This window comes from Microbacterium galbinum, from assembly GCF_023091225.1.
In the GTDB taxonomy this organism is placed as follows: Bacteria; Actinomycetota; Actinomycetes; order Actinomycetales; family Microbacteriaceae; genus Microbacterium; species Microbacterium galbinum.
In genome coordinates this window covers 1,594,191-1,619,178 of the sequence record NZ_JAHWXM010000001.1, presented here as the reverse complement: position 1 = coordinate 1,619,178, position 24,988 = coordinate 1,594,191, and the positions used below count along the sequence as shown (strand labels likewise).

Annotated in this window: 25 protein-coding genes and 3 tRNA genes; 17 read left to right on the top strand and 11 right to left on the bottom strand. The window is 69.8% G+C overall.

Annotated elements, in window-relative coordinates; all coding sequences use genetic code 11:
* Positions 1-107 precede the first annotated feature (107 nt).
* The 5 genes from KZC52_RS07835 to KZC52_RS07815 form a co-directional block, all read right to left on the bottom strand.
* The gene (locus KZC52_RS07835) at positions 108-1,508 is read right to left on the bottom strand and encodes a threonine/serine exporter family protein (RefSeq protein ID WP_247623482.1); all 1,401 of its coding nucleotides are present in this window, start codon (positions 1,506-1,508) and stop codon (positions 108-110) included.
* A gap of 21 nt (positions 1,509-1,529) precedes the next feature.
* Complete coding sequence (locus tag KZC52_RS07830) at positions 1,530-2,162, bottom strand: hypothetical protein (RefSeq protein WP_247623481.1); 633 nt, start codon at positions 2,160-2,162, stop codon at positions 1,530-1,532.
* Between the two features lie 157 nt (positions 2,163-2,319).
* A tRNA-Phe gene (locus tag KZC52_RS07825) sits at positions 2,320-2,392 on the bottom strand.
* A 69-nt stretch (positions 2,393-2,461) separates the two neighbouring features.
* Positions 2,462-2,535: transfer RNA gene (locus KZC52_RS07820), tRNA-Asp, on the bottom strand.
* Positions 2,536-2,561: 26 nt separating this feature from the next.
* Positions 2,562-2,637 (bottom strand) — tRNA-Glu (locus tag KZC52_RS07815).
* A gap of 209 nt (positions 2,638-2,846) precedes the next feature.
* Here KZC52_RS07815 and KZC52_RS07810 point away from each other — a divergent pair.
* The gene (locus KZC52_RS07810) at positions 2,847-4,214 is read left to right on the top strand and encodes a peptidoglycan DD-metalloendopeptidase family protein (protein WP_247623480.1); all 1,368 of its coding nucleotides are present in this window, start codon (positions 2,847-2,849) and stop codon (positions 4,212-4,214) included.
* A gap of 104 nt (positions 4,215-4,318) precedes the next feature.
* Here the strand turns inward: KZC52_RS07810 and KZC52_RS07805 are convergent, their stop codons facing one another.
* Complete coding sequence (locus tag KZC52_RS07805) at positions 4,319-4,810, bottom strand: inorganic diphosphatase (RefSeq protein ID WP_045254862.1); 492 nt, start codon at positions 4,808-4,810, stop codon at positions 4,319-4,321.
* A 46-nt stretch (positions 4,811-4,856) separates the two neighbouring features.
* A complete protein-coding gene (locus KZC52_RS07800) occupies positions 4,857-5,522 on the bottom strand; it encodes a TMEM175 family protein (RefSeq protein ID WP_247623479.1) in 666 nt (221 codons plus the stop codon).
* 68 nt (positions 5,523-5,590) lie between these two features.
* Here KZC52_RS07800 and tilS point away from each other — a divergent pair, with 68 nt between their 5' ends.
* Positions 5,591-6,586: a tRNA lysidine(34) synthetase TilS gene (gene tilS, locus KZC52_RS07795; protein WP_247623478.1), complete on the top strand. Its 996-nt coding sequence runs from the start codon at positions 5,591-5,593 to the stop codon at positions 6,584-6,586.
* A 20-nt stretch (positions 6,587-6,606) separates the two neighbouring features.
* On the opposite strand, the gene KZC52_RS07790 is transcribed toward tilS, so the two are convergent.
* The gene (locus KZC52_RS07790; RefSeq protein ID WP_247623477.1) at positions 6,607-7,203 is read right to left on the bottom strand and encodes a DUF937 domain-containing protein; all 597 of its coding nucleotides are present in this window, start codon (positions 7,201-7,203) and stop codon (positions 6,607-6,609) included.
* Positions 7,204-7,306: 103 nt separating this feature from the next.
* Between KZC52_RS07790 and hpt the strand changes: the two genes are divergently transcribed.
* From hpt to KZC52_RS07740, 10 genes are all read left to right on the top strand, one after another.
* Positions 7,307-7,858, top strand: a complete 552-nt coding sequence (hpt, locus tag KZC52_RS07785) for a hypoxanthine phosphoribosyltransferase (protein WP_247623476.1) — start codon at positions 7,307-7,309, stop codon at positions 7,856-7,858.
* Between the two features lie 64 nt (positions 7,859-7,922).
* Positions 7,923-9,920 carry an ATP-dependent zinc metalloprotease FtsH gene (gene ftsH, locus KZC52_RS07780; RefSeq protein WP_247623475.1) on the top strand — a complete coding sequence of 666 codons (1,998 nt, stop codon included), beginning with the start codon at positions 7,923-7,925 and terminating at the stop codon, positions 9,918-9,920.
* A 2-nt stretch (positions 9,921-9,922) separates the two neighbouring features.
* Positions 9,923-10,522, top strand: a complete 600-nt coding sequence (folE, locus tag KZC52_RS07775) for a GTP cyclohydrolase I (RefSeq protein ID WP_247623474.1) — start codon at positions 9,923-9,925, stop codon at positions 10,520-10,522.
* Positions 10,519-11,322: a dihydropteroate synthase gene (gene folP, locus KZC52_RS07770; protein ID WP_247623473.1), complete on the top strand. Its 804-nt coding sequence runs from the start codon at positions 10,519-10,521 to the stop codon at positions 11,320-11,322. Before folE ends, folP begins: the two co-directional genes overlap by 4 nt.
* A gap of 44 nt (positions 11,323-11,366) precedes the next feature.
* Complete coding sequence (gene folB, locus KZC52_RS07765; RefSeq protein ID WP_247623472.1) at positions 11,367-11,753, top strand: dihydroneopterin aldolase; 387 nt, start codon at positions 11,367-11,369, stop codon at positions 11,751-11,753.
* On the top strand, positions 11,750-12,286 hold the full coding sequence (folK, locus tag KZC52_RS07760; RefSeq protein WP_247623471.1) for a 2-amino-4-hydroxy-6-hydroxymethyldihydropteridine diphosphokinase: 537 nt from the start codon (positions 11,750-11,752) through the stop codon (positions 12,284-12,286). The genes folB and folK overlap by 4 nt, the downstream gene beginning before the upstream one ends.
* Positions 12,286-12,768 (top strand): DUF3180 domain-containing protein, encoded by a 483-nt coding sequence (locus KZC52_RS07755; protein WP_247623470.1) that lies wholly within the window; start codon positions 12,286-12,288, stop codon positions 12,766-12,768. Before folK ends, KZC52_RS07755 begins: the two co-directional genes overlap by 1 nt.
* Entirely contained in the window at positions 12,719-13,300 is a 582-nt protein-coding gene (locus tag KZC52_RS07750; protein ID WP_247623469.1) for a PH domain-containing protein, read from the top strand. Before KZC52_RS07755 ends, KZC52_RS07750 begins: the two co-directional genes overlap by 50 nt.
* Positions 13,297-15,216 carry a PH domain-containing protein gene (locus tag KZC52_RS07745; protein ID WP_308194250.1) on the top strand — a complete coding sequence of 640 codons (1,920 nt, stop codon included), beginning with the start codon at positions 13,297-13,299 and terminating at the stop codon, positions 15,214-15,216. The genes KZC52_RS07750 and KZC52_RS07745 overlap by 4 nt, the downstream gene beginning before the upstream one ends.
* Before the next feature lie 4 nt (positions 15,217-15,220).
* Positions 15,221-15,913: a DUF2520 domain-containing protein gene (locus KZC52_RS07740; protein WP_247624730.1), complete on the top strand. Its 693-nt coding sequence runs from the start codon at positions 15,221-15,223 to the stop codon at positions 15,911-15,913.
* Between the two features lie 40 nt (positions 15,914-15,953).
* Here KZC52_RS07740 and KZC52_RS07735 read toward each other — a convergent pair whose 3' ends face one another.
* The gene (locus KZC52_RS07735) at positions 15,954-17,771 is read right to left on the bottom strand and encodes a DUF2207 domain-containing protein (protein ID WP_247623468.1); all 1,818 of its coding nucleotides are present in this window, start codon (positions 17,769-17,771) and stop codon (positions 15,954-15,956) included.
* Between the two features lie 79 nt (positions 17,772-17,850).
* Here KZC52_RS07735 and lysS point away from each other — a divergent pair, with 79 nt between their 5' ends.
* Positions 17,851-19,410, top strand: a complete 1,560-nt coding sequence (gene lysS, locus KZC52_RS07730; protein WP_247623467.1) for a lysine--tRNA ligase — start codon at positions 17,851-17,853, stop codon at positions 19,408-19,410.
* On the opposite strand, the gene KZC52_RS07725 is transcribed toward lysS, so the two are convergent.
* Positions 19,403-20,521 (bottom strand): DUF4192 family protein, encoded by a 1,119-nt coding sequence (locus KZC52_RS07725; protein WP_247623466.1) that lies wholly within the window; start codon positions 20,519-20,521, stop codon positions 19,403-19,405. The two genes, lysS and KZC52_RS07725, sit on opposite strands and share 8 nt — an antisense overlap.
* A gap of 114 nt (positions 20,522-20,635) precedes the next feature.
* Here KZC52_RS07725 and KZC52_RS07720 point away from each other — a divergent pair, with 114 nt between their 5' ends.
* The 3 genes from KZC52_RS07720 (at position 20,636) to KZC52_RS07710 (ending at position 23,144) form a co-directional block, all read left to right on the top strand.
* On the top strand, positions 20,636-20,809 hold the full coding sequence (locus KZC52_RS07720; protein ID WP_247623465.1) for a hypothetical protein: 174 nt from the start codon (positions 20,636-20,638) through the stop codon (positions 20,807-20,809).
* Between the two features lie 99 nt (positions 20,810-20,908).
* Complete coding sequence (gene cls / locus KZC52_RS07715; protein WP_247623464.1) at positions 20,909-22,369, top strand: cardiolipin synthase; 1,461 nt, start codon at positions 20,909-20,911, stop codon at positions 22,367-22,369.
* A gap of 46 nt (positions 22,370-22,415) precedes the next feature.
* Complete coding sequence (locus tag KZC52_RS07710) at positions 22,416-23,144, top strand: hypothetical protein (protein WP_247623463.1); 729 nt, start codon at positions 22,416-22,418, stop codon at positions 23,142-23,144.
* A 66-nt stretch (positions 23,145-23,210) separates the two neighbouring features.
* Here KZC52_RS07710 and KZC52_RS07705 read toward each other — a convergent pair whose 3' ends face one another.
* Positions 23,211-24,209 carry a diacylglycerol/lipid kinase family protein gene (locus tag KZC52_RS07705; RefSeq protein ID WP_247623462.1) on the bottom strand — a complete coding sequence of 333 codons (999 nt, stop codon included), beginning with the start codon at positions 24,207-24,209 and terminating at the stop codon, positions 23,211-23,213.
* Positions 24,210-24,286: 77 nt separating this feature from the next.
* On the opposite strand from KZC52_RS07705, the gene KZC52_RS07700 reads away from it, so the two are divergent.
* On the top strand, positions 24,287-24,826 hold the full coding sequence (locus KZC52_RS07700) for an RNA polymerase sigma factor (RefSeq protein WP_247623461.1): 540 nt from the start codon (positions 24,287-24,289) through the stop codon (positions 24,824-24,826).
* Positions 24,827-24,988 lie beyond the last annotated feature (162 nt).

Genomic DNA, 24,988 nt, shown 5'->3' with positions numbered 1-24,988 from the left:
CACGCCCAACCTAGCCAACCTGTGAGCGCGCTGTATGCGATCGGAGCGAGGTCTTGCGCGAATTGTCATTGGGGAGATGTCCCCATGACGCACGGCGAAACAGCCGGTCAGCGCCGAGTACGCGCTCGCGTCTTCGTGACGCTGCCGAGGGTCGCGCGCACCGGGGTGCCGAGGTACAGACCGAGCGACGCCCCCGAGGCGAGACCGATCCCGATGACGGCGGCGTCGATCAGCGAGCCGCCCGCGCCGACGACGCCCATGCTGGTGCCGCCGTTGTGCACCATCTCGAGCAGCCCCTGGAATACCGCCACTCCGGGCACGAGCGGCACGATGGCCGCGGTCGTCACCGCGACCGACGGAACGTGCAGGTTGTGGGCGATCAGCACCCCGACGAAGCTCGCGAGCAGAGCGCCGATCGCGCTCGCCGCGGCCGGGTGCAGATTGAGGGCGACGGATGCCGTGTACCCGGCGATCGTGATCGCGCTGAGCAGAGCGCTGACGAGGATGATGCGGATGCCGGCGCCGTTGAACACGGCGACGGCGACGGCGATGATGATCGCCCCGGCGAAGACCCCGAGCAGGGGACCGAACGGGGCGGGGTCGTCGGGCAGGTCCATCGTGAACCCGAGCACGCTACCGAGCTCGAGTCCGACGAGGATGCCGATCACCACACCGAGGGTCTGCATCGTGAGGTCGAGGATGCGTCCGCCGGCGGTGAGCGCGAACCCGTCGATCGCATCCTGCGCGGCGCCGACGACCGTGAGCCCGGCGAGCATGAGCACGATGCCCGATGCGACGATGATCGAGGGGCGGATGCCGACGAACGGCTCGATCCCGGCGGACCCGAGCGCCGATACGGCGACCGCGACCACAGTGGTGACGAATCCTCCGGCGATCTGGCTGAAGAAGAGGGGAACCCGAACGCGTGCGAGGCCGGCCTGCGTGAGGGCGGCGGCGAGGGCGGCGATGAAGGTGAGTCCCACGATGATCGGTGACGCGCCGAGAAGGATGCTGACGCCGACGGCGAGCATCGCCCGGGCGACGACGACCACGGACTGCTGGTAGCGGAACGGCACGCGCCGGATCACGCGGAACGCGGTGCGGGCGGACTCCAGGTCGAGCCCCGCTTCGACGTCGGCGACGAGCGCCTGCACGCGTTGCAGTTTGGCGTGGTCGGGGGCGGCGACGCGCACGACGCGCAGCAGAGTCTCGGGCCACACCTCGCCGCTCAGGTGGAACGAGACGGTCACCGAGTTGTAGGTGACGTCGACCTGCACCCCCTTGAGGGCATAGGCCTCGCACACCCGGGTGATCGCGAGCGTCACCTCGTGAGCGGAGGCGCCGACCGCGAACATCGATTCGCCGATGCGCGTGGCGAGGTCGAGCACGCGGGGCACCGTGCGTTCGTCGATGATCGGCATGGCCTCGGTGTGCGCGACGTTCGAGGGATCGTTGTGCAGGATCCGCTGCATCGAGGCGAGCAGTCGCCGGCGCGAGTTCGAGGGCATACCTCCATCCTCTCGCCCGGGTCAGGGGAACGAGGAGAGAGCACGCCGATATGCCACGCTGTCGGCTCGTGTGCCGGCCGTGACGAGGAGGGCGTTGTCACCGACGCGACGGGTGTGCTCGCTCTGGCACGGGATCGTGATGATCGTCGTGAGTCCCGCCCGCCACGCGGGGATGAGGGCCTCCAGGTCGCGGTGCTCCGGGTTGTCGGTGAGGGTGTGCGGGCGCGCGGCGGCGCGCTCTTCGAAGGCCGAGTGTTCGTGGTCGGTGTAGGAAGGGTCGTCGAAGGCGGCGTCGCCGAACTCGTCGCGCCAGGTCGGGCCCATCATGTCGCGGAGGAGGTTCTCGCGATCGGGGTCGCCCGGTTCCATCGCGAGCAGTCGCGGGAACTGGTCGTGATCCTGCTCGCGGCCGGCATGGACGGAGGCCGCCCGCCAGAGTCGATTCCACGCTCTCTCCCAGTGAGCCCGGGTGTCCGCGTCGAGCACGGCTGCAGCCGGCGCGGGAGTCCGGACGAGGAGCGGCGGAAGGTCGTCGCCGGTGGGCCGGAGCCCGTACGCCTCGCGCAACCAGAGGAGTTCGAAGAGCGCATGCGGTGCGTCTTCGATACGGATGACCATGTCGTGCGGCCAGGGGTTGCCGGGGATCGGATTCACGGATCGCATCGGAGAAGTACACCCGAGATGCGCGCCGGGCGAAAGACCTCCCGGGGCTATTGCGCTCCAGGCCAGCGGATGCCGGCGGGCAAAGCAAAACCCCCGCCATGTAGAAGCTAGGCGAGGGTTTCTGGGCTGATTGTAATGATCAGCCTTGTGGCTCCGACCGGCATCGATCCGGTGACCTTTCGATTTTCAGTCGAACGCTCTACCAACTGAGCTACAGAGCCGCGCGACCGGCGAACCTGTCGCGTCCTAGACGAAGAGCCCTCTCCGAAGAAAGAGCTCATCGCACGGAGCGACCCTGACGGGACTTGAACCCGCGACCTCCGCCGTGACAGGGCGGCACGCTAACCAACTGCGCTACAGGGCCATACTTGTTTTCAATTATATCGGACGTGGTGACCCCAACGGGATTCGAACCCGTGCTACCGCCGTGAAAGGGCGGCGTCCTAGGCCGCTAAACGATGGGGCCGAGTCAGTCCCGGGGGACTTCCTTGCCGACGCTCAAGCATAAGCGATAGTCGGGGCAAATCGCGAATCGAGGGCGAGTCAGCGCGCTCCCGGGCGTGTTCCGGGAGACGATGTACCCGTCAGCATGCCCTTCGACCGACCCGCGCGCCCTGGTGCGCATGTGAAAGTTGTTGTTACTGTGACATGTGTGAAACCGGCGGAAGGGGCCGTGTGAACGACCAGATCACGAAGGATGCCGCAGCAGCTGCAGCATCCGAGGAATGCGGCTGCGCGCCCACGCCCGCCGAGCGCGACGCTCTCTGGAAGCAGAGCTTCAGCCGTCGCAGCGCGCTCGGGCTCGGCGCGCTCAGTGTCGTCGCCCTCAGCGCCTTCGGGGTCACCTCCGGCGTCTCCGCCGCCTACGCCGCGTCGTACCCGAGCTGGGACGACGTGCAGAAGGCCAAGAACAACGAGGCAGCCAAGGGCGCCGAGATCCAGCGCATCGAGGGCCTGATCCAGTCCCTCACGCAGAAGGTCGCGCAGACCCAGGCGGCTGCCAAGACCGCCTCCGACGAATACTTCACGGCCCAGCAGGAGTTCTTCGCAGCTATCGCCGAGGCCGACACGCTCCAGGCGAAGGCCGACGAGCAGGCGGGCGTCGCCGACGAGTCCGCTCGCAAGGCCGGCCAGGTCGCCGCGCAGATCTACCGCAACGGTGGCGACGACACCTCCCTCGAGCTGTTCTTCGCCGGCTCCGCCGCGAACGCCGATGAGCTGCTCTCGCGCCTCGGCACGATGGACAAGCTCCTCGAATACAACCAGTCGGTCTACGACGATGCCGTCGCCGCCCGCAACTCCGCCCAGTCGCTCAGCGACCAGGCGAAGGTCGCACGCGACGAGCGCGACCGCCTGCAGAAGATCGCCGAGCAGAAGATGGTCGCGGCCCAGCAGGCGGCGGATGCCGCGCAGGCTGCCCTCGACGAGCAGTCGGCGAACCTCAACACCATGCAGGCGCAGCTCGCCGCCCTCAAGGACACGACGACGAAGACGGTCGCCGGCTACCAGGCCGGTGTCGCGGCTCGCGAGGCCGAGGAGAAGAAGCGCCGTGAGCGCGAGGCCGCCGAGGCCGCGGCGAACGCCGGCGGCAACAGCGGCGGCGGAGGCGCCCCCGCCGGCAGCGGCAGCGGATGGGTGCGCCCGCACGGCGGTTACCGCAGCTCGGGTTACGGTCCCCGTTCGCAGCAGTGCAACGCGAACGGATGCTCGTCGAGCTGGCACTACGGCATCGACCTCGCCAACGGTTGCGGGGCGGCGATCTACGCCGCGTACGCCGGTGTCGTCGACGCCGCGTTCTACAACGGCGGGTACGGCAACTACGTCCGCATCCAGCACGGCACCGGCGTCGCGACCGGCTACGCGCACATCCGCGACGGCGGCTTCGCGGTCAGGTCCGGCCAGCAGGTGCAGGCCGGGCAGATCATCGCCTACGCGGGCAACACCGGCGGATCCTTCGGCTGCCACCTCCACTTCGAGGTCTACATCAACGGGTACTACACGAACCCGGCCGACTTCATGGCCGCGCGGGGCATCTCGATCTGAGCATCCGCCCCCGACATGCAGAAGACCCCCGGCCGCTGAGCGGAACCGGGGGTCTTTCGCTTCGACAGGCTCAGCGACCCAGGGGCGGGTCAGTGGCCCAGGGGTCAGTGACCCTGCTCGCCGAAACGGACGATCGCCTCGTCGAGGATGCGCTCGGCCTCGGCCTTGTCGCCCCACGCGTCGACCTTGACCCACTTGTTGGGCTCGAGGTCCTTGTAGTGCTCGAAGAAATGCGCGATCTCCTTCTTCGTGTACTCGGCGATGTCGTCGATGTCCTGGATGTGCGCCCAGCGCGGGTCCTTCGACAGCACGGCGACCAGCTTGTCGTCGCCGCCGGCCTCGTCGCTCATCTTGAGCACGGCCACGGGACGCACCTCGACGACGACGCCCGGGTAGATGGCGTGGTCGAGCAGCACGAGCACGTCGAGCGGGTCGCCGTCCTCGCCGAGCGTGTTGTCGAAGTAGCCGTAGTCGGCCGGGTAGCCGAAGGTCGTGTAGAGCACGCGGTCGAGGTGCACTCGCCCGGTCTCGTGGTCGACCTCGTACTTCACGCGGCTGCCGCGCGGGATCTCGATGACGGCGTCGTGTGCGCCCATGCGTGTGCTCCTCAGGAGAAAAATCGGTTGGATGCCGCGGACAAGCCTACTCGGCAGGTCCGGGCGTCTGAACGTCGGAGTCGCGCGAACGCCCGCGAGACAGTCGATCGACCAGCCGGGAGACGGGGGCGTTCAACAACAGCAGGAAGAGGGCGGCGTACCCGATCTCGGGAACGAGCACGGCGACGAGCAGTGCCGCAGCGAACAGGATGATCGCGGCCAGGTCGCCGAGCACCCCCTCGCGGTAGGTCGAGGGCGGCGCGGTCGAGAGCTCCGGGCGCCGTCCGAGATAGATGCCGCCGGCCAGCGTTGCGAGCTGCGTGGCTATCAACGTGCCGATGTACACGACCTTCTGCAGTGGGTCGGTGTCGATCTGCCCCAGCATGGCCGTCGGCACGGGCAGCCACACGATCGTGGCCATCCACGCCACGTTGATCCAGATCAGCGGCGTGGTGATCCGCTCCACATCGCGGTACTGACTGTGGTGTCCCATCCAGAAGGTCGCGATGAGCAGGAAGCTCAGTGCGAAGCTCAGCAACTGCCCCGAGTGCTCGTGGAAGAACTCCGCCGTCGTCAGCTTGCCGGACGCGGCATCCGACACCGCCTCCATGAGCGGCAGGATGAGCAGCGTCATCGCGATCGCGACGACGGCGTCGACGAAGGCCTTGAACCGCTCGGTGCGGAACGGCGGGGTGCGGTGCGGTGCGGTCACGGCGTCAGGATAGTGCCGCCGCAGGGGCGGGCGCACGCCCCGCGGATGCCGTGCCCTAGCGTGGAGGGATGCCGTCACTCGACCCCGCCATCGCCGAGATCCGCCGCGCCGTGCGCACCGCACTGGCCGATCTGCCCGAGGGTGCCGCCGTCGTGGTGGCTCTGTCCGGGGGAGCGGACTCCCTGGCACTGACCGCCGCGGTCGCCTTCGAGGCGCCGAAGGTCGGCATCCGCGCGACCGCCGTCACCGTCGATCACGCCCTTCAGACGGGATCGGATGCCGTCGCCGCGCGGGCCGCCGAGCAGGCGACGGCCCTCGGTCTCGAAGCCCGCGTCGTGCGGGTCGAGGTCGACGACGCGACCGACGACGGCCCCGAGTCGGCGGCGCGGGACGCGCGCTATCGGGCGCTGCGGGATGTCGCCGACGAGGTCGGCGCGCGAGCGGTGCTGCTCGGCCACACGCTCGACGACCAGGCGGAGACAGTTCTGCTCGGGCTGGCCCGCGGCGCCGGAGCCGCGAGCCTGCAGGGCATGGCGCCCGTGCGGGAGGACGACGACGGCGTGCGCTGGATGCGCCCGTTGCTGGCGGTGCGTCGCACGACGACGCGCGCCTTCTGCGCGGCATCCGCTCTCGATGTCTGGGACGACCCCCACAACCTCGACGATCGTTTCTCCCGGGTGCGGGTGCGCGAGCGCGTGCTCCGCGTGCTCGAGACCGAGATCGGGCCGGGGATCGCCGAGGCCCTCGCGCGCACCGCCGAACAGCTGCGCGAAGACGCCGAGGCGTTCGACGAGATGATCCACGAGACCATCGAAGACATCGTCGAGCACGCCGAGGCCGGCATCTCGGTGAGCGTCGCGGCGCTCGCCGCGAACCCCGCGGCCCTGCGCAATCGCGTGATCCGCCTCGTGGTCGACAGCGAGTTCGGGGTGAGCCTCACCCGGCTGCAGACGCTGGAGGTCGCGCGCCTGGTGACCGACTGGTCGGGTCAGGGCCCGATCGACCTGCCCGGGTGCGCCGCCGCCCGCCGCGGTGGGCGCATCGTCTTCACGGCGCGCACCTGACCTGCGGCGGGCGGCGCACGTTACTTCTTGCCGCCGAAGAGGCCGCCGACGATGTTGCCCAGATCGATGCCGCCGTCACCCGACTTGTTGCCGCCGCCCAGCAGCCCGCCGATGATGTCGCCGACGCCACCGCCGCCGGAGTTGCCGTTGCCGCCGCCGAGCAGACCGCCGATGATGTCGCCGATCCCGCCGCCGCCCTGCGACTCGGTCGAGGCGGAGCCGCTCTTGCCCTTGCCGGCGTTCGCGATCAGACCCATCACGATCGGCGCGAGGATCGGCAGGAGCTTGCCGAAGTCGATGCCCGCCGTCTTGTCGGACTGCGTGAGCTTCTCGGTGACCTTCTTCTTCTCCTCGGCTCCGAGGATGTGCGTGACGATCTTGTCGCCGTCGGCCTGATCGATGTCCTTGATCGAGGCGGCGCCGCCCGTGCCCTCGTGCTTCTTCAGCGCCTTCTGGATCGCCGCCGAGCCCTCGTCGGTCGAGGCGTTCTTCGCGAGCCCTCCGAGAAGCACCGCACCGCCCTGCTCGACCGCGGTCTTCGCGACGTCGGGTGAGACGCCGAGCTGCTTCGCGATGTCGTCGATCGGGACCTGCTTCAGGATGTCGTCGAGAGCCATGGGAATCCTTCCGTCGGTGGGCTTCCGCCCGTCTCACGGCTCAGAGTAGTGCGGATGCCGGGGCAGGGGGAGAGCGGCGTCATCGATCGCCTAAAATCGATCCATGCGCGCCACGGAAATCCAGGCTGACCTGTCCGAGATCCTCGTCACCGAGGAGCAGATCCTCGCCAAGCTCGACGAGCTGGCCCTGCGGGTCGCCGACGATTACGCGGGCAAGGACCTCATCCTGGTCGGCGTGCTCAAGGGCGCGGTCATGGTGATGGCCGACTTCGCGCGGGCGCTGCCCTTCCACGCGCCGATGGACTGGATGGCCGTGTCGAGCTACGGTGCGAGCACGAAGTCCAGCGGTGTCGTGCAGATCCGCAAGGACCTCGACACCGACCTGAACGGCAAGCACGTGCTCATCGTCGAGGACATCATCGACTCGGGGCTCACGCTGAGCTGGCTGCTCGAGAACTTCGAGTCGCGCGGCGCCGAGTCGATCGAGGTGCTCGCCCTGTTGCGCAAGCCGGAGGCCGCGAAGGTGGTCATCGACTGCAAGTACGTGGGCTTCGACATCCCCACCGATTTCGTCGTCGGCTACGGCCTCGATTTCGACGAGCGCTACCGCAACCTGCGCGACGTCGCGGTGCTCGCCCCGCACGTCTACTCCTGACGCGCTACGCCGTGGGTGAACGCACAGCAGGCGCCTAGTACGCGCGCGATACGCTGATCCGATCATGGATGTGAAGAAGCTCGGCAAGAATCCGCTGATCTACGTACTGGTGATCGGCCTGCTGCTGATCCTCGGGTTCGTGCTGGTCTCGAACATCGCGGCACCCAAGCAGATCACCACGCAGGAGGGTCTGAAGCTGCTCGGCGGCTCGACCGTCACCGAGGTGGTCAACACCGACGGCGACCAGCGCGTCGACCTCACGCTCTCGAAGCCGTTCGAGGGCGCCGACAAGGTGCAGTTCTACTACGTCGACGCCCGCGCCGACGAGGTGGTCACGGCGATCAACGACGCCGACCCCAAGGAGGGCTTCAACGACGCCGTGCCGCGCGCCACGTGGTTCGACGGCTTCCTCTCGCTCCTCCTGCCGCTCGTGCTCCTGGGCCTGCTGTTCTGGTGGCTCCTGTCGTCGATGCAGGGCGGCGGCGGCAAGGTCATGCAGTTCGGCAAGTCGAAGGCGAAGCTCGTCAACAAGGAGACCCCGACGGTCACCTTCGCCGACGTCGCCGGCGCCGACGAGGCGATCGAAGAGCTCCATGAGATCAAGGAGTTCCTGCAGGACCCCGCGAAGTTCCAGGCGATCGGCGCCCGCATCCCGAAGGGCGTGCTGCTGTACGGCCCTCCCGGAACCGGTAAGACCCTTCTCGCCCGCGCCGTCGCCGGTGAGGCCGGAGCCCCCTTCTACTCGATCTCGGGTTCGGACTTCGTCGAGATGTTCGTCGGTGTCGGAGCCTCGCGTGTGCGCGACCTGTTCAACCAGGCCAAGGAGAACTCCCCGGCGATCATCTTCATCGACGAGATCGACGCCGTCGGTCGTCACCGCGGCGCCGGCATGGGCGGCGGCAACGACGAGCGCGAGCAGACGCTCAACCAGATGCTCGTCGAGATGGACGGCTTCGACCCGAACGCGAACGTCATCGTGATCGCGGCGACGAACCGCCCCGACATCCTCGACCCCGCGCTGCTGCGTCCCGGCCGTTTCGACCGCCAGATCGGTGTCGACGCTCCCGACCTCAAGGGCCGTCAGAAGATCCTCGAGGTGCACAGCAAGGGCAAGCCGCTCTCGCAGAGCGTCGACCTCGAGGTCGTCGCCCGCAAGACGCCGGGCTTCACCGGTGCCGACCTCGCGAACGTGCTGAACGAGGCGGCGCTCCTCACCGCCCGCTCGAACGCGCAGCTCATCGACAACCGCGCGCTCGACGAGGCGATCGACCGCGTCATCGCCGGTCCGCAGCGTCGCACCCGAGTGATGAAGGACCGCGAGAAGCTCATCACCGCGTACCACGAGGGCGGGCACGCGCTCGCCGCCGCGGCGATGAACTACACCGACCCGGTCACCAAGATCACGATCCTGCCGCGCGGCAAGGCCCTCGGCTACACGATGGTGCTGCCGCTCGAAGACAAGTACTCCGTTACGCGCAACGAGCTGCAGGACCAGCTCACGTACGCGATGGGCGGCCGCGTCGCCGAGGAGATCGTGTTCCACGATCCGACCACTGGCGCCTCGAACGACATCGAGAAGGCGACCTCCATCGCCCGCAAGATGGTCATCGAGTACGGCATGACGACCGAGGTCGGTCCGGTCAAGCTCGGCTCCGAGGGCGGCGACATGTTCGTCGCGCGCGACATGGGCCGCGGACGCGAGTACTCCGAGAAGGTCGCCGAGCGCGTTGACGCCGAGGTGCGCGCGCTCATCGAGCAGGCCCACGACGAGGCCTACGAGGTGATCAGCGCGAACCGCGACATCCTCGACCGTCTCGCCCTGGCGCTGCTCGAGGAGGAGACCCTCGACCACAACCAGATCGCCGAGATCTTCACTGAGATCCGCAAGCTCCCCGAGCGCCCGCTGTGGCTGTCGAGCAGCGACCGCCCGGTCTCGGACGTGCCGCCGATCGAGGTTCCCAAGAAGGTCGTGCCGGTCGCGGCGTCCGTCGAGGAGCCCTCGGCGACCGCCCGCGCACAGGAGCCGTCAGGAGCCACGAACCCGCGTCCCGCGACGGCCTGATCGTGGGCGTCGACAGGGCGCGGATCGAGCGGCTGACGCGTGAGCTGCTCGAGGCGATCGGTGAAGACCCGGATCGTCCGGGACTGCGCCAGACGCCCGCGCGCATGGCCGAGCTGTACGCGGAGTTCTTCGGCGGCGTCGGCGAGGATGCCGCGGCTCCGCTCGAGCGCACGATCAGCGTGACCCGGGGCCCCGCCCCCGACACGCTGCCCTCGGGCGCGGTGCTGCTGCGCGACATCCGCTTCCGTTCGGTGTGCGAGCACCATCTGCTGCCCTTCGCCGGCCGCGCCCACCTGGCCTACCTCCCGGGGGAGCAGGTCGTGGGTCTGGGTGCGCTGGTGCGGGTCGTCGAGATCCTCGCCGCCCGCCCGCAGGTGCAGGAGCGGCTGGGCGAGCAGATCGCCGACACGATCGCCGAGAACCTCGACACCCGCGGCGTGCTCGTCGTGCTCGACGCCAGCCACGGGTGCGTGACGATGCGTGGCGGACGCCAACCCGAGGCATCCACCCTCACCATCGCCGCCCGCGGCATCTACGAGGACCCGATCGCGCGCGCCGAGCTCATCGCCCTCATCGGTCCGTCGTCCGGCGCGCTCTCGTGACCGGCATCTGGGGCATCGTCAACGTCACGCCCGACTCGTTCAGCGACGGCGGACGCTACCTCGACGTCGACTCGGCGGTCGCGCGGGCACTGAAGCTGCGCGCCGACGGCGCCACCGTGCTCGACATCGGCGGGGAGTCGACGCGTCCCGGCGCGGAGCGTGTGGACGCCGCCACCGAGCAGTCGCGCGTGATCCCGGTGATCGAGCAGCTGGCCGCGACCGGCGTCGCTCTCAGCATCGACACGATCAACGCCTCGACGGCGGCGGCCGCGGTGCGCGCGGGAGCCCGCATCGTCAACGACGTGTCGGGTGGACTCGCCGACCCCGAGATGCGCGCGGCCGTCGCCGAGTCCGGTGCCGACTACGCGATCGGGCACTGGCGCGGTTTCTCCGACGACATGTACGCCCGCGCCGACTACCATCGCATCGCGCGCGAGGTCGCCGGAGAGCTGCAGGAGCGCCTGGGCGAAGCCGCCGCGGCGGGCATCGCACCGTCGCGGGTGATCCTCGACCCGGGCATCGGATTCGCCAAGGCGGGTGCGCAGAACTGGGATCTGCTGCGGGGACTCGACGACATCGTCGCCCTGGGACCCCGCGTGCTCATCGGCACCTCACGCAAGCGGTTCCTGGCCGAGACGTTGGGCCAGGCGGATGCCGACGTCACCGAGCAGCGTCGCGACCTCGCGACCGCCGTGACCAGCGCTCTCGCGCTGCGCGCCGGCGTGTGGGCGGTGCGCGTGCACGACGTGGCCGCGACCCGCGACGCGCTCGCGATCGCGCACGCCTGGGAAGGGCGCTGAGCGCCGGCCGCTGCGTCGTCGGTGCTCCCGCGTACGCTGGGGTGATGGACTCCCTCGATGAGATCGTGCTGACCGGGCTGACGGTGTTCGGCCGGCACGGTGTGTACGACCACGAGCGCGCCGACGGGCAGGAGTTCACGATCGACCTGCGCCTGCGTCTCGACCTCGCCCCGGCCGCGGCATCCGACGACGTGGTCGACACGGTGCACTACGGCGAGTTGGCCGAGAAGGTGGCGGCGATCGTCGCGGGAGAGCCGGTCGACCTGATCGAGACGCTCGCGTCGCGCATCGCCGACGCCGTCCTCGGCGACGAGCGGGTGCACGACGTCACCGTCACGGTGCACAAGCCGCACGCCCCCATTCCCCTCACGTTCGCCGACGTCTCGGTGGTTCTCACACGCGGGCGCACCACGGCAGGAGGCGCCGCATGAGCCGCAACCTCACCCGACCGCCCGAGGTTCCGCTGCCGGGCCCCGGTCGCGAGCCGGTCACGGCCGTCGTCGCCCTCGGCGCCAACCTCGGCGACCGGCACGCCACGATCACCGCCGCGGCCGAGCGCATCGCGCGCCTTCCCCTGGTCACCGACGTACGACTCTCTCCGCTGCACGAGACCGTCGCCCTGCGCGTCGACGGGCCCGACCCCGACGCGCCGGGCTACGTGAACGCGGTCGCCCTGGTGACCACGCGTCTCGCCCCCGAGATCCTGCTCGGCATGCTGCATGCGATCGAAGACGAGAACGGGCGCGAGCGCCACGAGCGGTGGGGCGACCGCACCCTCGACCTCGACCTCATCGCGTACGGCGACGAGGTCTCCGACGACCCGCGCATCGTGCTGCCGCACCCGCGTGCGTTCGAGCGGCTCTTCGTGCTCGACCCCTGGCTCGACGTCGACCCCGACGCCGAGCTCGCAGGTCACGGCCGCATCGCCGACCTCGCCGCCGCGCTGCGCGCACAGGGGGAGTGATGCAGCGTACCTCCGCCGGGCTCCTCGTCATCCTCGCCGTCGTCGGCGCCGGTCTCGGGTTCCTCCTCGATCAGCTGCTGACGGCGATGGGGCGCGCGACCTTCACCCCTTCGATCTTCCTCCCCGTGCTGCTCGTGCTGATCGCGGCGGCGGCGCTCGCCGTCGCCTGGCCGGTGCGGCGCAGCGTGCGCACCGGCATCCGCATCGATCCGTTCCGTGCGCTGCGCGCCGCGACGCTCGCTCGCGCCTCGAGCCTGCTCGGAGCCCTGCTCGCGGGCTTCGGCGCCGGCCTCCTGGGCTTCCTCCTGACACGGCCGATCGATCCCCCGGTAGGGTCGACAGTGGCGATGATCGCCCTGATCGCGGGAGCAATCGTGCTCGTGGTCGCCGCCCTCGTCGCCGAACAGTTCTGCACCCTGCCGAAGGATCCTGATGACTCAGAGCCCAGAGAACGCGCCCCTGAACCCGGCCGAGGGCACTGACCTCGCCGCCCTCGACCAGGGGGTGTACACCTCTCTCCGCACGGCGCGCAGCGAGGCCCGCCTCGAGCTCGACGGCACCTGGCACCAGATCTCGCCGCGCTACGCCATCTCGCAGCTGCTGCAGAACGCGCTCCTGCTCGTCGTCGTGATCGTCGCCGCCGCTGTGCTCGCTCTCGTGCTGCACCAGAGCTGGGTGTGGATCCCCGGCGCCGCTCTGACGCTGCTGATCGTCGTGACGATGATCATCCTGCCGCGGCAGGCGCGGGCGATCGGCTACATGCTGCGCGCCGACGACATCGTCTTCCGCAAGGGCATCCTCTGGCAGCGCATGATCGCCGTGCCCTACGGGCGCATGCAGCTCGTCGACATCACGCAGGGTCCGGTCGACCGCGGCTTCGGCATCTCGCAGCTCAAGATGGTCACCGCCGCCGCGACCACCGGCGTCCAGATCCCCGGCCTCACGCAGGCCGCGGCCGAGGCGCTGCGCGACACGCTCATCGAGGTCGCCGAGACCCGCCGGACCGGCCTGTGAGCGAGCCGCAGTTCCCCGCCCCGCCGACGCCGGCGGACGCCGCGCCCGCCGGGAAGGCGGATTCGTCGAACCTCGCCGACGGCGAATGGCATCGGATGCATCCGCTTACGCCCCTGTTCAAGGGCGGGCTGGTGCTGCTGATCGTCGCGGGCATCACGTTCGCGAACCTGCGCGACCGGGTGATCGCCTGGTTCGTGAACATCACGACGCCGAGCGACACGCACTACAGCGACTACTCCTCGGGCGACCCGGTCGACTGGGTGCTCGAGAACAACCTGATCCTCATCGCCCTTCTGGCGGTGCTCGGGCTCCTGATCGTGCTGGTCGCGATCTTCTGGTTCGTCTGGCGCTTCCAGCAGTTCCGCATCACCGGCGACCACGTCGAGGTGCGCAAAGGCATCATCTTCCGCTCGCACCGCCGCGCCCCGCTCGACCGCGTGCAGGGCGTCAACCTCACGCGGCCGTTCCCGGCGCGCATCATCGGCCTCGCCAAGCTCGAGGTCGTCGGCGCCGGAACCGACGCGAACGTCGAGCTCGAGTACCTCGCCACCCCGCGGGCCGAGGCCGTGCGCGCCGACATTCTGCGCCTCGCGTCGGGCGTGCGTGCGGCGCGGCAGGCCGCGGCATCCGGTGCACCCGCCGGGCCGACGACCACCCGCGCCCAGCTCGTCGACTCGATGAACCACGGCGTCACGGGACTCATCGCCGGCGTCGATCTCGAAGACGTGGCGCCCGAGAGCGTCGTGAAGATCCCGACCGGCCGACTGGTCGGCTCGCAGCTGCTCGCGGGCGTGCTGTGGTTCGTCTTCTTCGCGCTGATCTTCGGCATCACGATGGGGTTCATGTTCTTCGGTGCCCTGCTCGACGGAGACGTGGGCGGGAGCTTCATCTCGCTGGGGCTCGCGCTCGGCATCGGCATCCCCCTCGTCATCGCCGTCGTGGGTATCACCTGGGCGCAGATCTCGAAGTCGCTCCGGTACTCGATCGCTCCGACGCCGGACGGCGTGCGCATCACCTACGGTCTGCTCACGACGGTGACCGAGACGCTGCCCCCGGGCCGTATCTTCGCGGTCGAGGTCACGCAGTCGCTGCTGTGGCGCCCGTTCGGCTGGTGGTCGATCAAGATCAACCGCATGAGCGGCAAGAGCGCCGCGCAGCAGTCCTCGGGCAGTGCGCAGCAGTTCAACATCGTGCTGCCGGTCGGCAAGCGGGCAGACGTCGAGCGGGTGCTCGGGCTGATCCTGCCCGACGTGCCGGCGGCCGACATCCCGCTCATCTGGGAGCACGGCATCCTCGGACCGGTCGAGGGCGACCCGTACCGCACCATGCCGCGTCGCGCCGGATGGCGTCGCCCCCTCTCGTGGAAGCGCCACGGCTACACGGTCACCGACTTCGGCCTGATCCTGCGTCGCGGCGTCATGTGGCGCAAGCTCGCGGTGTTCCCGCTCGCGCGGCTGCAGGGCGTCTCGCTCTCGCAGGGACCGATCGACCGTGCGCAGCGCGTCAGCGGCGCGCAGGTGCACACGGTTCCCGGTCCGATCCACGGCATCCTCTCGGGCCTCGAGCGCGACGACGCCCTTGCACTGATCGGCGACGTCTCGAGCCGGGCTGCTGCCGCGGCTGCGCGCGACACCTCGCACCGCTGGAGCGAGCATGCAGGAGAAGCGGATGCCGCGGCCGCGGGTGCGCCCGTACCGCCGCCGTATGCGCCGGTGCCTCCGCCGTACGCGGGGCAGCCCGGTGCGGATGCGGGTGCACCGCCGGTTCCGCCGCTGCCTTCGGGTGCGCCGCCTGCTGCTCCGGTGCCGCCTGCTCCTCCGGCACCGCCCGCTCCTCCGGCGTCGGCTGCTCCTCAGCCGCCGGCACCGCCCGCGCCTGCCGCCCCTCCCGCACCTCCTGCGTCGACGGAGGAGTGACGTGGTGGAGCGCGACGGACGCCTCGGCGTCGGCATCATCGGCGCGGGTCTCGTGGGGCCCGTCATCGGCGCGGCCCTCGGCGGCGCCGGGCATGCGGTCGTGGGGATCACGAGCGGATCCGACGACGAGCGGGCGTCGGCCGTTCTGCCCGACGTGCCCGTGCTCGACGCACTCGAGGTCGTGCGCCGCGCCGAGCTCGTGGTGATCGCGGTGCCGCACGACCAGTTGGAATCGCTCGTCGCCGGTATCGCCGAGGTCGGCGGATGGCAGATCGGCCAGCTCGTGCTGCACACCGACCCCGCCTTCGGTATCGAGGTACTGCGTCCCGCCGCCGCGAAGGGGGCGATCCCGCTCGCCGTACACCCGGCGATCACGTTCACCGGAACCTCGATCGATCTGCGTCAGTTGCAGGCGGGGTTCGCGGCGGTCACCGCTCCCGCGGCCGTCCTGCCGATCGCCCAGGCCCTCGCCGTCGAGATCGGTTGCGAGCCGGTCGTCGTGGCCGAGGCGGATCGCGCCGCCTACGCCGATGCGATTCAGACGGCGACCGAGTTCTCGCGCTCGATCATCGGACAGGCCACGGGTCGCCTCCGCGAGATCGGCATCGACAACCCCGGCGGCTACCTCTCGGCCCTCGTGCAGTCCACCGTCGAACGGGCGCTGCGCGAAGCATCCGATCCTCCGCCTTTGCTCTGACGGGCGCCCGCGAACGCGTGAGGGGAGCGCGAGGTGCGGGTCAGCGTCCGCCGGAGAAGCCGCCGCCTCCTCCGCCGCCGGAGAACCCGCCGCCGCTCGAGCCGCCGAAGCTCGACGAGCTGCCGGTCGACGGGGCCGTGTACGACGATGCCGATGCGGTGGAGACGGCGAAGGCCGCGAGTGAGGTGCTCAGGTACGGTGAGCGACCGTCGCCGATCCAGCCGGGACCCCGCTGCTCGTACGTGTACGCGTGCTCGAGCACCTTGCCCCATTCGTCTTCCATGCCGAAGAGCATCGCGTAGGGGAGCAGACGCTCGTAGAGCACGATGACGTTCGCGCTGCCGTCCTGCCGGCGCTCCGCCCCCGTGTACGACTGCAGCATCTGCAGACGGTCGGCCTCGGCGACGCGGATGAACTCGCGCACCCCCTGCAGATACTCGTACTGCCGGGCACCCTCCGCGGTGAGCATGACGTGCTTCGAGAATGCGTAGAGGCTCGCCAGGAGCACGAAGAAGGCCCCGAAGGCGACGACCACGAGCGCCGGAATCGCTCCGACCCGACCGGTGGCGACGCCCCAGATCGCCACCGCCAGTCCGATCGCGGCGACGGCGATCGCGATCCACTGCAGGATCACGGCGCCGCGGGCGCGCTCGCGCACGGTGAGCCCGCGGGTCTCGGCCTGCTTCTTGCCCAGCGCCTGCAGGACGCCCATGCGCGCGGCGAAGGTCTCGCTCGCGGCGGGGATGTCGACGACGCCGGTGTCGTCGGCGCCGAGGAACAGGTTGTCGACCGCATCCGCGTCGAGCTGGTCGGGGAGACGTCCGTCGGGAAGGCGTCGCAGCCGCGGCCGCTCGGGCTCGGCGCCTTCCTCGATCCGCAGCACCCCGCGGACGGCGAGGTGCACGATCTCGGCGGGGATCACGGCCTTCGCGCCGGGCAGGATCGCGGCCGCGAGCAGCGGGGGCATCGCATCCGGCACGTCGTACTGGGCCACGACGATGCCGGTGGCGGTGCGTCGCCTCCTGCGCACCGCCGAGACGGCGAACCAGCTCGCGACCGTCAGTCCCAGGCCGCCGACCGCGGCGAACATCGGTGCGACGTCGGTGACCGGGTTCGGGGTGCGGGCAGCGGGTTGCGTGACGGTACCCGCGTCGAAGCCGATCGCGACGGTCACTCCGTCGCCGGCGGCGCGCTCGCCCGATTCGACGCGGAAGAGGGCGCCGTCGGCGGTGTCCGTCGGGCCTTCGAGCGTGCATGCCTCCGACGACCCGGAGTATCCCTCGTAGCAGCGGCTGGCGCCGGTGAGGGCGGCGGTCAGGGTGTCGTCGAAGAGGATGTCGGCGCGGAAGGACTCGATCGCCTGCGTGCTGTCGAGGGGGAGGAGGTCCCAGTAGAACTCGTCGACTCCGGTCTCGGCGGCGAGGACGACGTCGCGCATCTCGTACTCGATCACGTAGGTCTGAAGCCCCTGCACGTAGTCGTCGTCGCCGGTGAGCACGTAGAGCACGCCATCGTCGGTGTCGGTCTCGTAGGGAACGTCGGCGCCCGTCTCATCGGTGACGGAGAGGATGCGGGTGTCGATGCCCGCGTTCTCGTAGGAGGTGGCGAGACCGCGGACGATCCCGCGGTTCTGGTCGAAGTCGGGGAATCGGGCGACGAGCTCCTCGGTGACGTGCATGGTGGCTCGGCCCTCGTCGTCGACGCCCACCGTGTAGGTGGCGTCCCACGACGCGTAGGAGAAGTCGTCGACGTCGGCGGAGACGGATGCTCGGGCGCTCGCGGGGCTCGATGCGAGCAACACGAGGCCGGCGACGGCGGCGGTGGTGGCGAGGGCGCGGAGGATCCGTGGGGCGGCCATTCTTCGAGGCTACCCAGCCTCGGCCTCGGATCGGCCTACGGCCTCGGTAAACTGGAACGACTTTTCCAAGGAGCCCCGAATGACCGACGCGTCCGCCGCGCCCGCGCAGAACCCCACCGACCCTTCGAACACGGAGCTCGGCGACGACGAGATCCACGAGCAGAAGGCCGTGCGTCTCGCCAAGCGCGAGCGTCTGATCGCGAAGCGGACGGATGCCGGTGGCGGGGCGTTCCCGGTCGGTGTCCCGGTGACCCACACGATCCCGGCGCTGCGCGCCCAGTACGGCGAGGGTGGTGCCGACGAGCTCGAAGCGGGAGCCGAGACCGGCGTCGTGGTCGGCGTCGCCGGCCGCGTCGTGTTCAGCCGCAACACCGGCAAGCTCTGCTTCGCGACCCTGCAGGCGGGTGACGGTTCGCGCATCCAGGCGATGATCTCTCTCGCGAACGTCGGCGAGGAGTCGCTGGCGGACTGGAAGGAGTACGTCGACCTGGGAGACCACGTCTTCGTGCACGGCGAGGTCATCTCGAGCCGCCGCGGCGAGCTGTCGATCATGGCCGACGGCTGGGAGATCGCATCGAAGGCGATCCTGCCCCTGCCGAACGCGTACGCCGAGCTGAGCGAGGAGGGTCGTGTCCGCAGCCGCTACCTCGACCTGATCGTGCGTGAGCAGGCCCGCCAGACCGTGCGCGCCCGTGCCGCGGTGAACGCGAGCCTGCGGGCCACGTTCACCGGTCACGACTACCTCGAGGTCGAGACCCCCATGCTGCAGGTGCAGCACGGCGGGGCATCCGCTCGCCCGTTCATCACGCACTCGAACGCGTTCGACACCGAGCTGTACCTGCGCATCGCCCCCGAGCTGTACCTCAAGCGTGCGGTCGTCGGAGGTATCGAGCGCGTCTACGAGATCAACCGCAACTTCCGCAACGAGGGCGCCGACTCGACGCACAGCCCCGAGTTCGCGATGCTCGAGGCCTACCAGGCCTACGGCGACTACGACCAGATGGCCGCTCTCACTCAGGAGCTCGTGCAGAACGCGGCGATCGCGGTCGCAGGTTCCACGATGGTGACCTGGGCCGACGGCACCGAGTACGACCTCGGCGGCGAGTGGGACCGCATCTCGATGTACGAGTCGCTGTCTGCCGCGGCCGGGCGCACGTTCACCCCGCAGGACCCGGTCGACGACCTCATCGCCTTCGCCGAGGCCAACGGCGTCGATCTGCCCGCCCAGGCGACCCACGGCAAGCTCATCGAGGAGCTGTGGGAGCACTTCGTGAAGGGCGACCTGGTGCGCCCCACGTTCGTCATGGACTTCCCCGTCGACACCTCGCCCCTCGTGCGTGAGCACCGGTCGATCGACGGAGTGGTCGAGAAGTGGGACCTGTACATCCGCGGCTTCGAGCTGGCGACCGGGTACTCCGAGCTCGTCGACCCCGTGATCCAGCGCGAGCGTTTCGTCGAGCAGTCCAAGCTCGCCGCGCGCGGCGACGTCGAGGCGATGCCGATCGACGACGAGTTCCTGCGGGCGCTGGAGCACGGCATGCCGCCGTCCGGTGGCATGGGCATGGGCATCGATCGCCTGCTCATGGCGATCACGGGTCTCGGCATCCGCGAGACCATCCTCTTCCCGCTGGTCAAGTAGTCCGCCCCGCGGTGCGTCGGAAGGTCCATTCCGGCAGCACTGCGGCGTTGATCATCGATCCCACGAGCGCGGCGAGTCCGTAGTCGGGGTCGATCTCGCGCACCAGGTCGAGGTAGTGCGCCGCGTGCGTGGACCGGCCGAGCGCCCACGAGAGCCACGCCGCCGCAGTGAGCGGGGCGGGGCGGGCGGCACGCGGTGCGCGCGACGCGGCGGTGCGCACGACGTCGAGGGCGAAGCTGAGCCGATCGGGATCGGGTGTAGGACCGCGCCCGAGGAAGATGTCGCCGAGCTCGTCGGGGATCGACCGGCCGTGCTGGGCGAAGTCGAGCTGCGCCCCGAGCGATCGTCGACCGGAGGCGTGGTCCGACGCCCACTGCAGCAGTGCCACGTCTCGGTAGACGGGGCGCTCGAGGCACCACAGCAGTGCGGCGACCGCGAAGGGCGGCAGATCGCCACGGGAGTCGAGCAGCTGCTCGTAGAACGCGGGCACGTCGTCGAGGATCGCGAGGGCGGCCAGGGCCTCGGGGTTCTCGTCGTCGGACAGCGACGACGCCGGGCGCCCGAGCAGTTCGGAGAGGTCGCGCAGAGCCCGCCCGACGCGCTCCTTCTGCGCGAGGTCGGCGACGGGGAGCACGGCACCGGAGTTCTGATCGCCCGAGACGTCTCCGATGCCGGGCACCCTCTCGGCGCGCACCGGCTCGACGGGATGCAGAAGAGGTTCCTCTTCGAGGTAGCTCGCCCATCCGCCGGGCGTGACGCACAGCGCGTCGACGATGCGGAGGCCGGCGTCCTCGGCGCAACCGAGCAGTTCGTCGAGGGCGACGGCGTGGGGGAGGACCCACCCGTCCGGTGTGCTCTGAGCCGCCTCGTCGACGTAGGCGACGACGGCGACCGCGTCGATCGCGGCCACGCGTGAGACGAGGCCGATCGCGGTATCCGCGTAGTGCTCGAGCGGCACGTCGTCGCGGGGAAGGTCGATGCGCATCGCGCCGTAGGCGCGGGAGCCCTGGAAGGGGAGCATGACGATGCTGCGTCGGGGCGTGAAGCCGGCGAGGAGGGGGACGATGCCGAGGAACTCGGCGGAATCTGCGGCACGGAGGACGGTGTTCATGAGGCGAGTGTGCCCGGTGGCGGCATCCGCCCGTTCCGGAAAACCGGGCCTGTGGAGGGATTGCCCCGCCCTTCGGATCGGCGCAGGAGGAGTGAGGTCGCGTACCATGGGGGTATGGACAACTTCTGGGTCGCCGCCGCGTGGTCGATCCTTCCGACCCTCGGGGTCAGCGCCATCTTCTTCATGGTGCTCCGCGGCATCCTGCGATTCGACCGCACCGAACGCAAGGTGCACGCGCAGATCGAGGCGGAGGAGCGCGCGGCCCGCGGTCTTCCCCCGCGCTCCTGAGGCACTGTCCCACCCATCCGCTACTGTGAAGCGAACACCGCCGGACGGTGATGCGCGACGGAACCCTTCATCGGTGAGGTCCGTCAGGAAGAGAGCAGTATGACCGCGGAGGGCGTCGCCTGGGCGATCACGGCGTTCCTCGTGGTGCTCGATCTGACCATCCGCATCACGGCGATCATCGTCATCCCGCGCAACCGCCGCCCCACGGCTGCGATGGCCTGGCTGCTGGCGATCTTCTTCATCCCGTTCGTCGGGGTCTTCCTGTTCCTCGTGATCGGAAACCCGCGACTGCCGCGCGCCCGCCGCCGCAAGCAGGACCAGATCAACGAGTACATCGCCGCGACCAGCGAGCACCTGCACTTCGGAACCCTCCGTCCCCACGCGCCGGACTGGTTCGGTCCGCTGGTCGAGATGAACCAGCGCCTCGGCGCTCTGCCGCTCTCGGGCGACAACGGAGCGCACCTGATCTCCGACTACCAGGAGTCGCTCGACGCGATGGCCGACGCCATCCGCGAGGCGAAGGACTACGTGCACGTCGAGTTCTACATCCTGCAATCGGATGCCTCGACCGACAACTTCTTCCGTGCGCTCGAGGAGGTCGCGGCGCGCGGCGTCTCGGTGCGGGTGCTTCTCGACCACTGGGCCAATCGCTGGAAGCCGCGCTACAAGCAGACGATCCGGCGCCTCAACGCCATGGGCGCCGACTGGCACCTCATGCTCCCGGTGCAGCCGTTCAAGGGGCGGATGCAGCGCCCCGATCTGCGCAACCACCGCAAGCTGCTCGTGGTCGACGGCGTGACCGCCTTCCTCGGCTCGCAGAACGTCACCGACTCGACCTACAACCTGCCGAAGAACATCAAGCGGGGCCTGCACTGGGTCGACCTCATGGTGCGCCTCGACGGGCCGGTCGTGCTCAGCGTCAACGCGATCTTCCTCAGTGACTGGTACAGCGAGACCGACATCGTGCTGGAGGAGATCGACATCGCCCACGCCGACATCGGATCGGGGGACCTCGACTGCCAGGTCGTGCCCTCGGGCCCCGGGTTCGAGGTCGAGAACAACCTGCGTCTCTTCCTCGGCCTGCTGTATGCGGCGAAGAATCGCATCATGATCGTGAGCCCGTACTTCGTGCCGGACGAGGCCCTGCTGCTCGCCGTCACCGCGGCCGTCGACCGCGGTGTCGAGGTCGAGTTGTTCGTCTCGGAAGAGGGCGATCAGGCCATGGTCTACCACGCGCAGCGCAGCTACTACGAGGTGCTGCTCAAGGCGGGCGTGCGCATCTGGATGTACCGCAAGCCGTACATCCTGCACACCAAGAGCCTGACGGTCGACGACGAGGTCGCGGTCATCGGCTCGAGCAATATGGACATGCGCTCCTTCGGTCTCAACCTCGAGGTCTCCATGCTCGTGCGCGGCGAGGAGTTCGTCGCCGAGATGCGCGAGGTCGAAGACACCTATCGGTCGCTCAGCCGGGAGCTCACCCTCGAGGAGTGGATGCAGCAGCCGCTGCGCTCGACCGTGCTGGACAACCTGGCGCGCCTCACCTCCGCCCTGCAGTGATCGCTCCCGACTTCCGATGGAATATCGCCACCGGTACCCTGGGGGCATGGTCACTCCCTCGCGCGTCGTCGCCGTCCTCTCCGCTTTCGCCGCGGCGCTGCTGATCGCCGGGTGCACCGCCACCCCCGGATCGACCTCGCCCACGAGCACACCCGGTGCATCGACCGCGCCCGGGGCCGGCGATGACGACTTCGCCGACGTCGAGGCCGCACTGCTCGACGAGGGCCGCATGTTCGCCGTCGTCACCTGGGGCTCCTCGACGTGCGTTCCGCAGGTCGACACGGTGACCGCCGAGGGCCAGAACGTCTCGGTGACGCTCGTCGACGGCGCAGCCGACCAGGTCTGCACCCAGGACATGGTGCAGCGCGCCAGCATCGGCGGCCTGCCCGCCGGTGTGGATCCGACGAAGGACATCACGCTGCAGGTCACCTACGGCGATATCTCGGATGACGCCGAGATCGGCGGGGCACCCGTCACCGGCGTTCCCGGGGAGTCGACCGAGTACCAGCCCTCCGCCGGATGGTTCGACGACGGCAGCCTCGTGCTGCTCACCTGGGGCTCGTCGGGATGCCCGCCGGTCGTCGAGTCGCTCGAGGGTTCGGGCAACGCGGGCACGGCGACCTTCGTCACCGACGACACCCAGATCTGCACCATGGACATGGCGCCGCGTGCGACGATCCTCTCGTTCGGCGACGACGCGGTCGATGACGACGGCTTCACCCTCACCCTCGTGGGCGGTGGCCTCGACGGCACGGTGTCGGTGCTCGCCGACTGACACCGCCGGCTGAGCGCATCGCCGGCGGAGCACCTCGCTGCGGAGCACCGGAAGGAAAGCCGCGTGTCAGAGCGCGTCGACCGGATGCCCCTCCGGCAGCGCGAGCAGGAGCGCGCTCGGATCGACCCGGCACGTGATGCGCACGGCATTGCCGAACTCGTCACCGTCGAGCTCGACCGGCGTGGGCACCGACGTCGCAGCCTCCGCGGCGAGGCCCTGGAAGTAGTGCACCGCGGCATCCTTCCCCCGGCGCTCGAGGATGCGCCTGCCGGCGGCGAAGCGCCGCAGCACCGAGTTCTCCCACCAGATCCTGCGCCAGACGTTGAACCAGCCGAACGCACCGGAGGGCCGGATCACGGCGACGTCGAGGGTTCCGTCGGAGATCGAGGCATCCGGCACCAGGGCGATGCCCGCGGGCAGGGTGCCGCAGTTGGCGAAGAGGATGCTGTGCACCTTCGTCGAATGCAGGCGGCCGTCGTCGATCTGATACACCGAGCGGAAGGGCGAGGCGTTGGCGAGCGAGCGCGCGGCGCCGTCGACGTAGGCGATCCACCCGACCGACTTCTTGAGGTCGGGGCGGGTGTTCGCGATCATGTCGGCGTCGAGTCCGATTCCGGCCAGCACCACGAAGGCGTGCTCGCTCTCGTCACCGCTCTCACGCGTGATGCGCGCCCATCCGATGTCGATCGCGTGGCGGGATCCGGTCAGCGCCGCACGGATCATGTCGTCGGGCGAGCCCAGCGGCAACGCCAGGTTGCGTGCGAGCAGGTTGCCTGTGCCGCTCGGCAGGATCGCGAGGGGAACACCGGTGTTCGCGATGGCCTCGGAGACCGCGCGCACGGTGCCGTCGCCACCGGCGACGAGCACGACGTCGACCCCACGGGCGAGAGCCTGCGCCGTGGCACCCTGCCCGGCATCCTGGATCGTCGTCGGATAGAACGCCGGATGCTCCCACCCCTCGGCCTTCGAGAGCTCGCGCACGGCAGCGCGCAGTCTCTTCTCGTCGACCTTGATCGGGTTGTAGACGAGCGCGGCCTGTCGTCTCGCGGCCGGGGGCTTCGTCATGGCGATACTCTATTCCCGGCATGTGTCATGCAGGTGACACGGGGACGGGTGCCCGAGCGCTCTGGGGAGGGGCCGGAATGGGTGCGCAGGCGAAGAGCGAGTCGATCGGCGATGCGCGTGCACTGCTGACCGAGATGATCACGGACGAGCCCGATCGACTCCGGCGCCGCAGCATCTCGCTCGGCGTGCCCGTGGACGATGCCGACGACGCCGCCCAGATGGCGCTCTTGCGCGCCTGGAGATCGGTCGCCCACCTGGAGACTCCCGAGCCGGGAAGGGTGTGCTCGTGGCTCGACGCGATCGCGCGCAACGTCGCGATCGACCTCTCCCGTCAGCGGGCACGCCGCCCGCAGACCGAGCTCGACGACGAGATGCCCGACGCCGTGAACGTGGCCGGAGCCGCCGAGATCCGCGTGATCCTCGACGGTGCGCTCGCCGCTCTGCACGACCTCCCCGACTCGTTGCGGGAGCCACTGCTGCTCACCGCCGTCGACGGGTTGTCGGCCGGCGAAGCGGCGGAGCGCCTCGGGATCGACGCCGCGGCGGTCCGCCAGCGCGTCGCCCGCGCACGCAAGGCGCTCGGCGCCTGCCGGCAGAGCGGCATGGGCGCGGACTGACGGGTTCTTCTCGGCCCCGGGGTGACGCCCTGGTCCGGGCGTCGAGACCCATCGAGCCCGTCGAGACCCATCGAGCCCGCCGAGACCCACCGTCGTTGACGTCGGCACCGATGGGTTTCGACGCGCATGGTGGGTCTCGACGGGCTCGCAGGAGACCGCGCT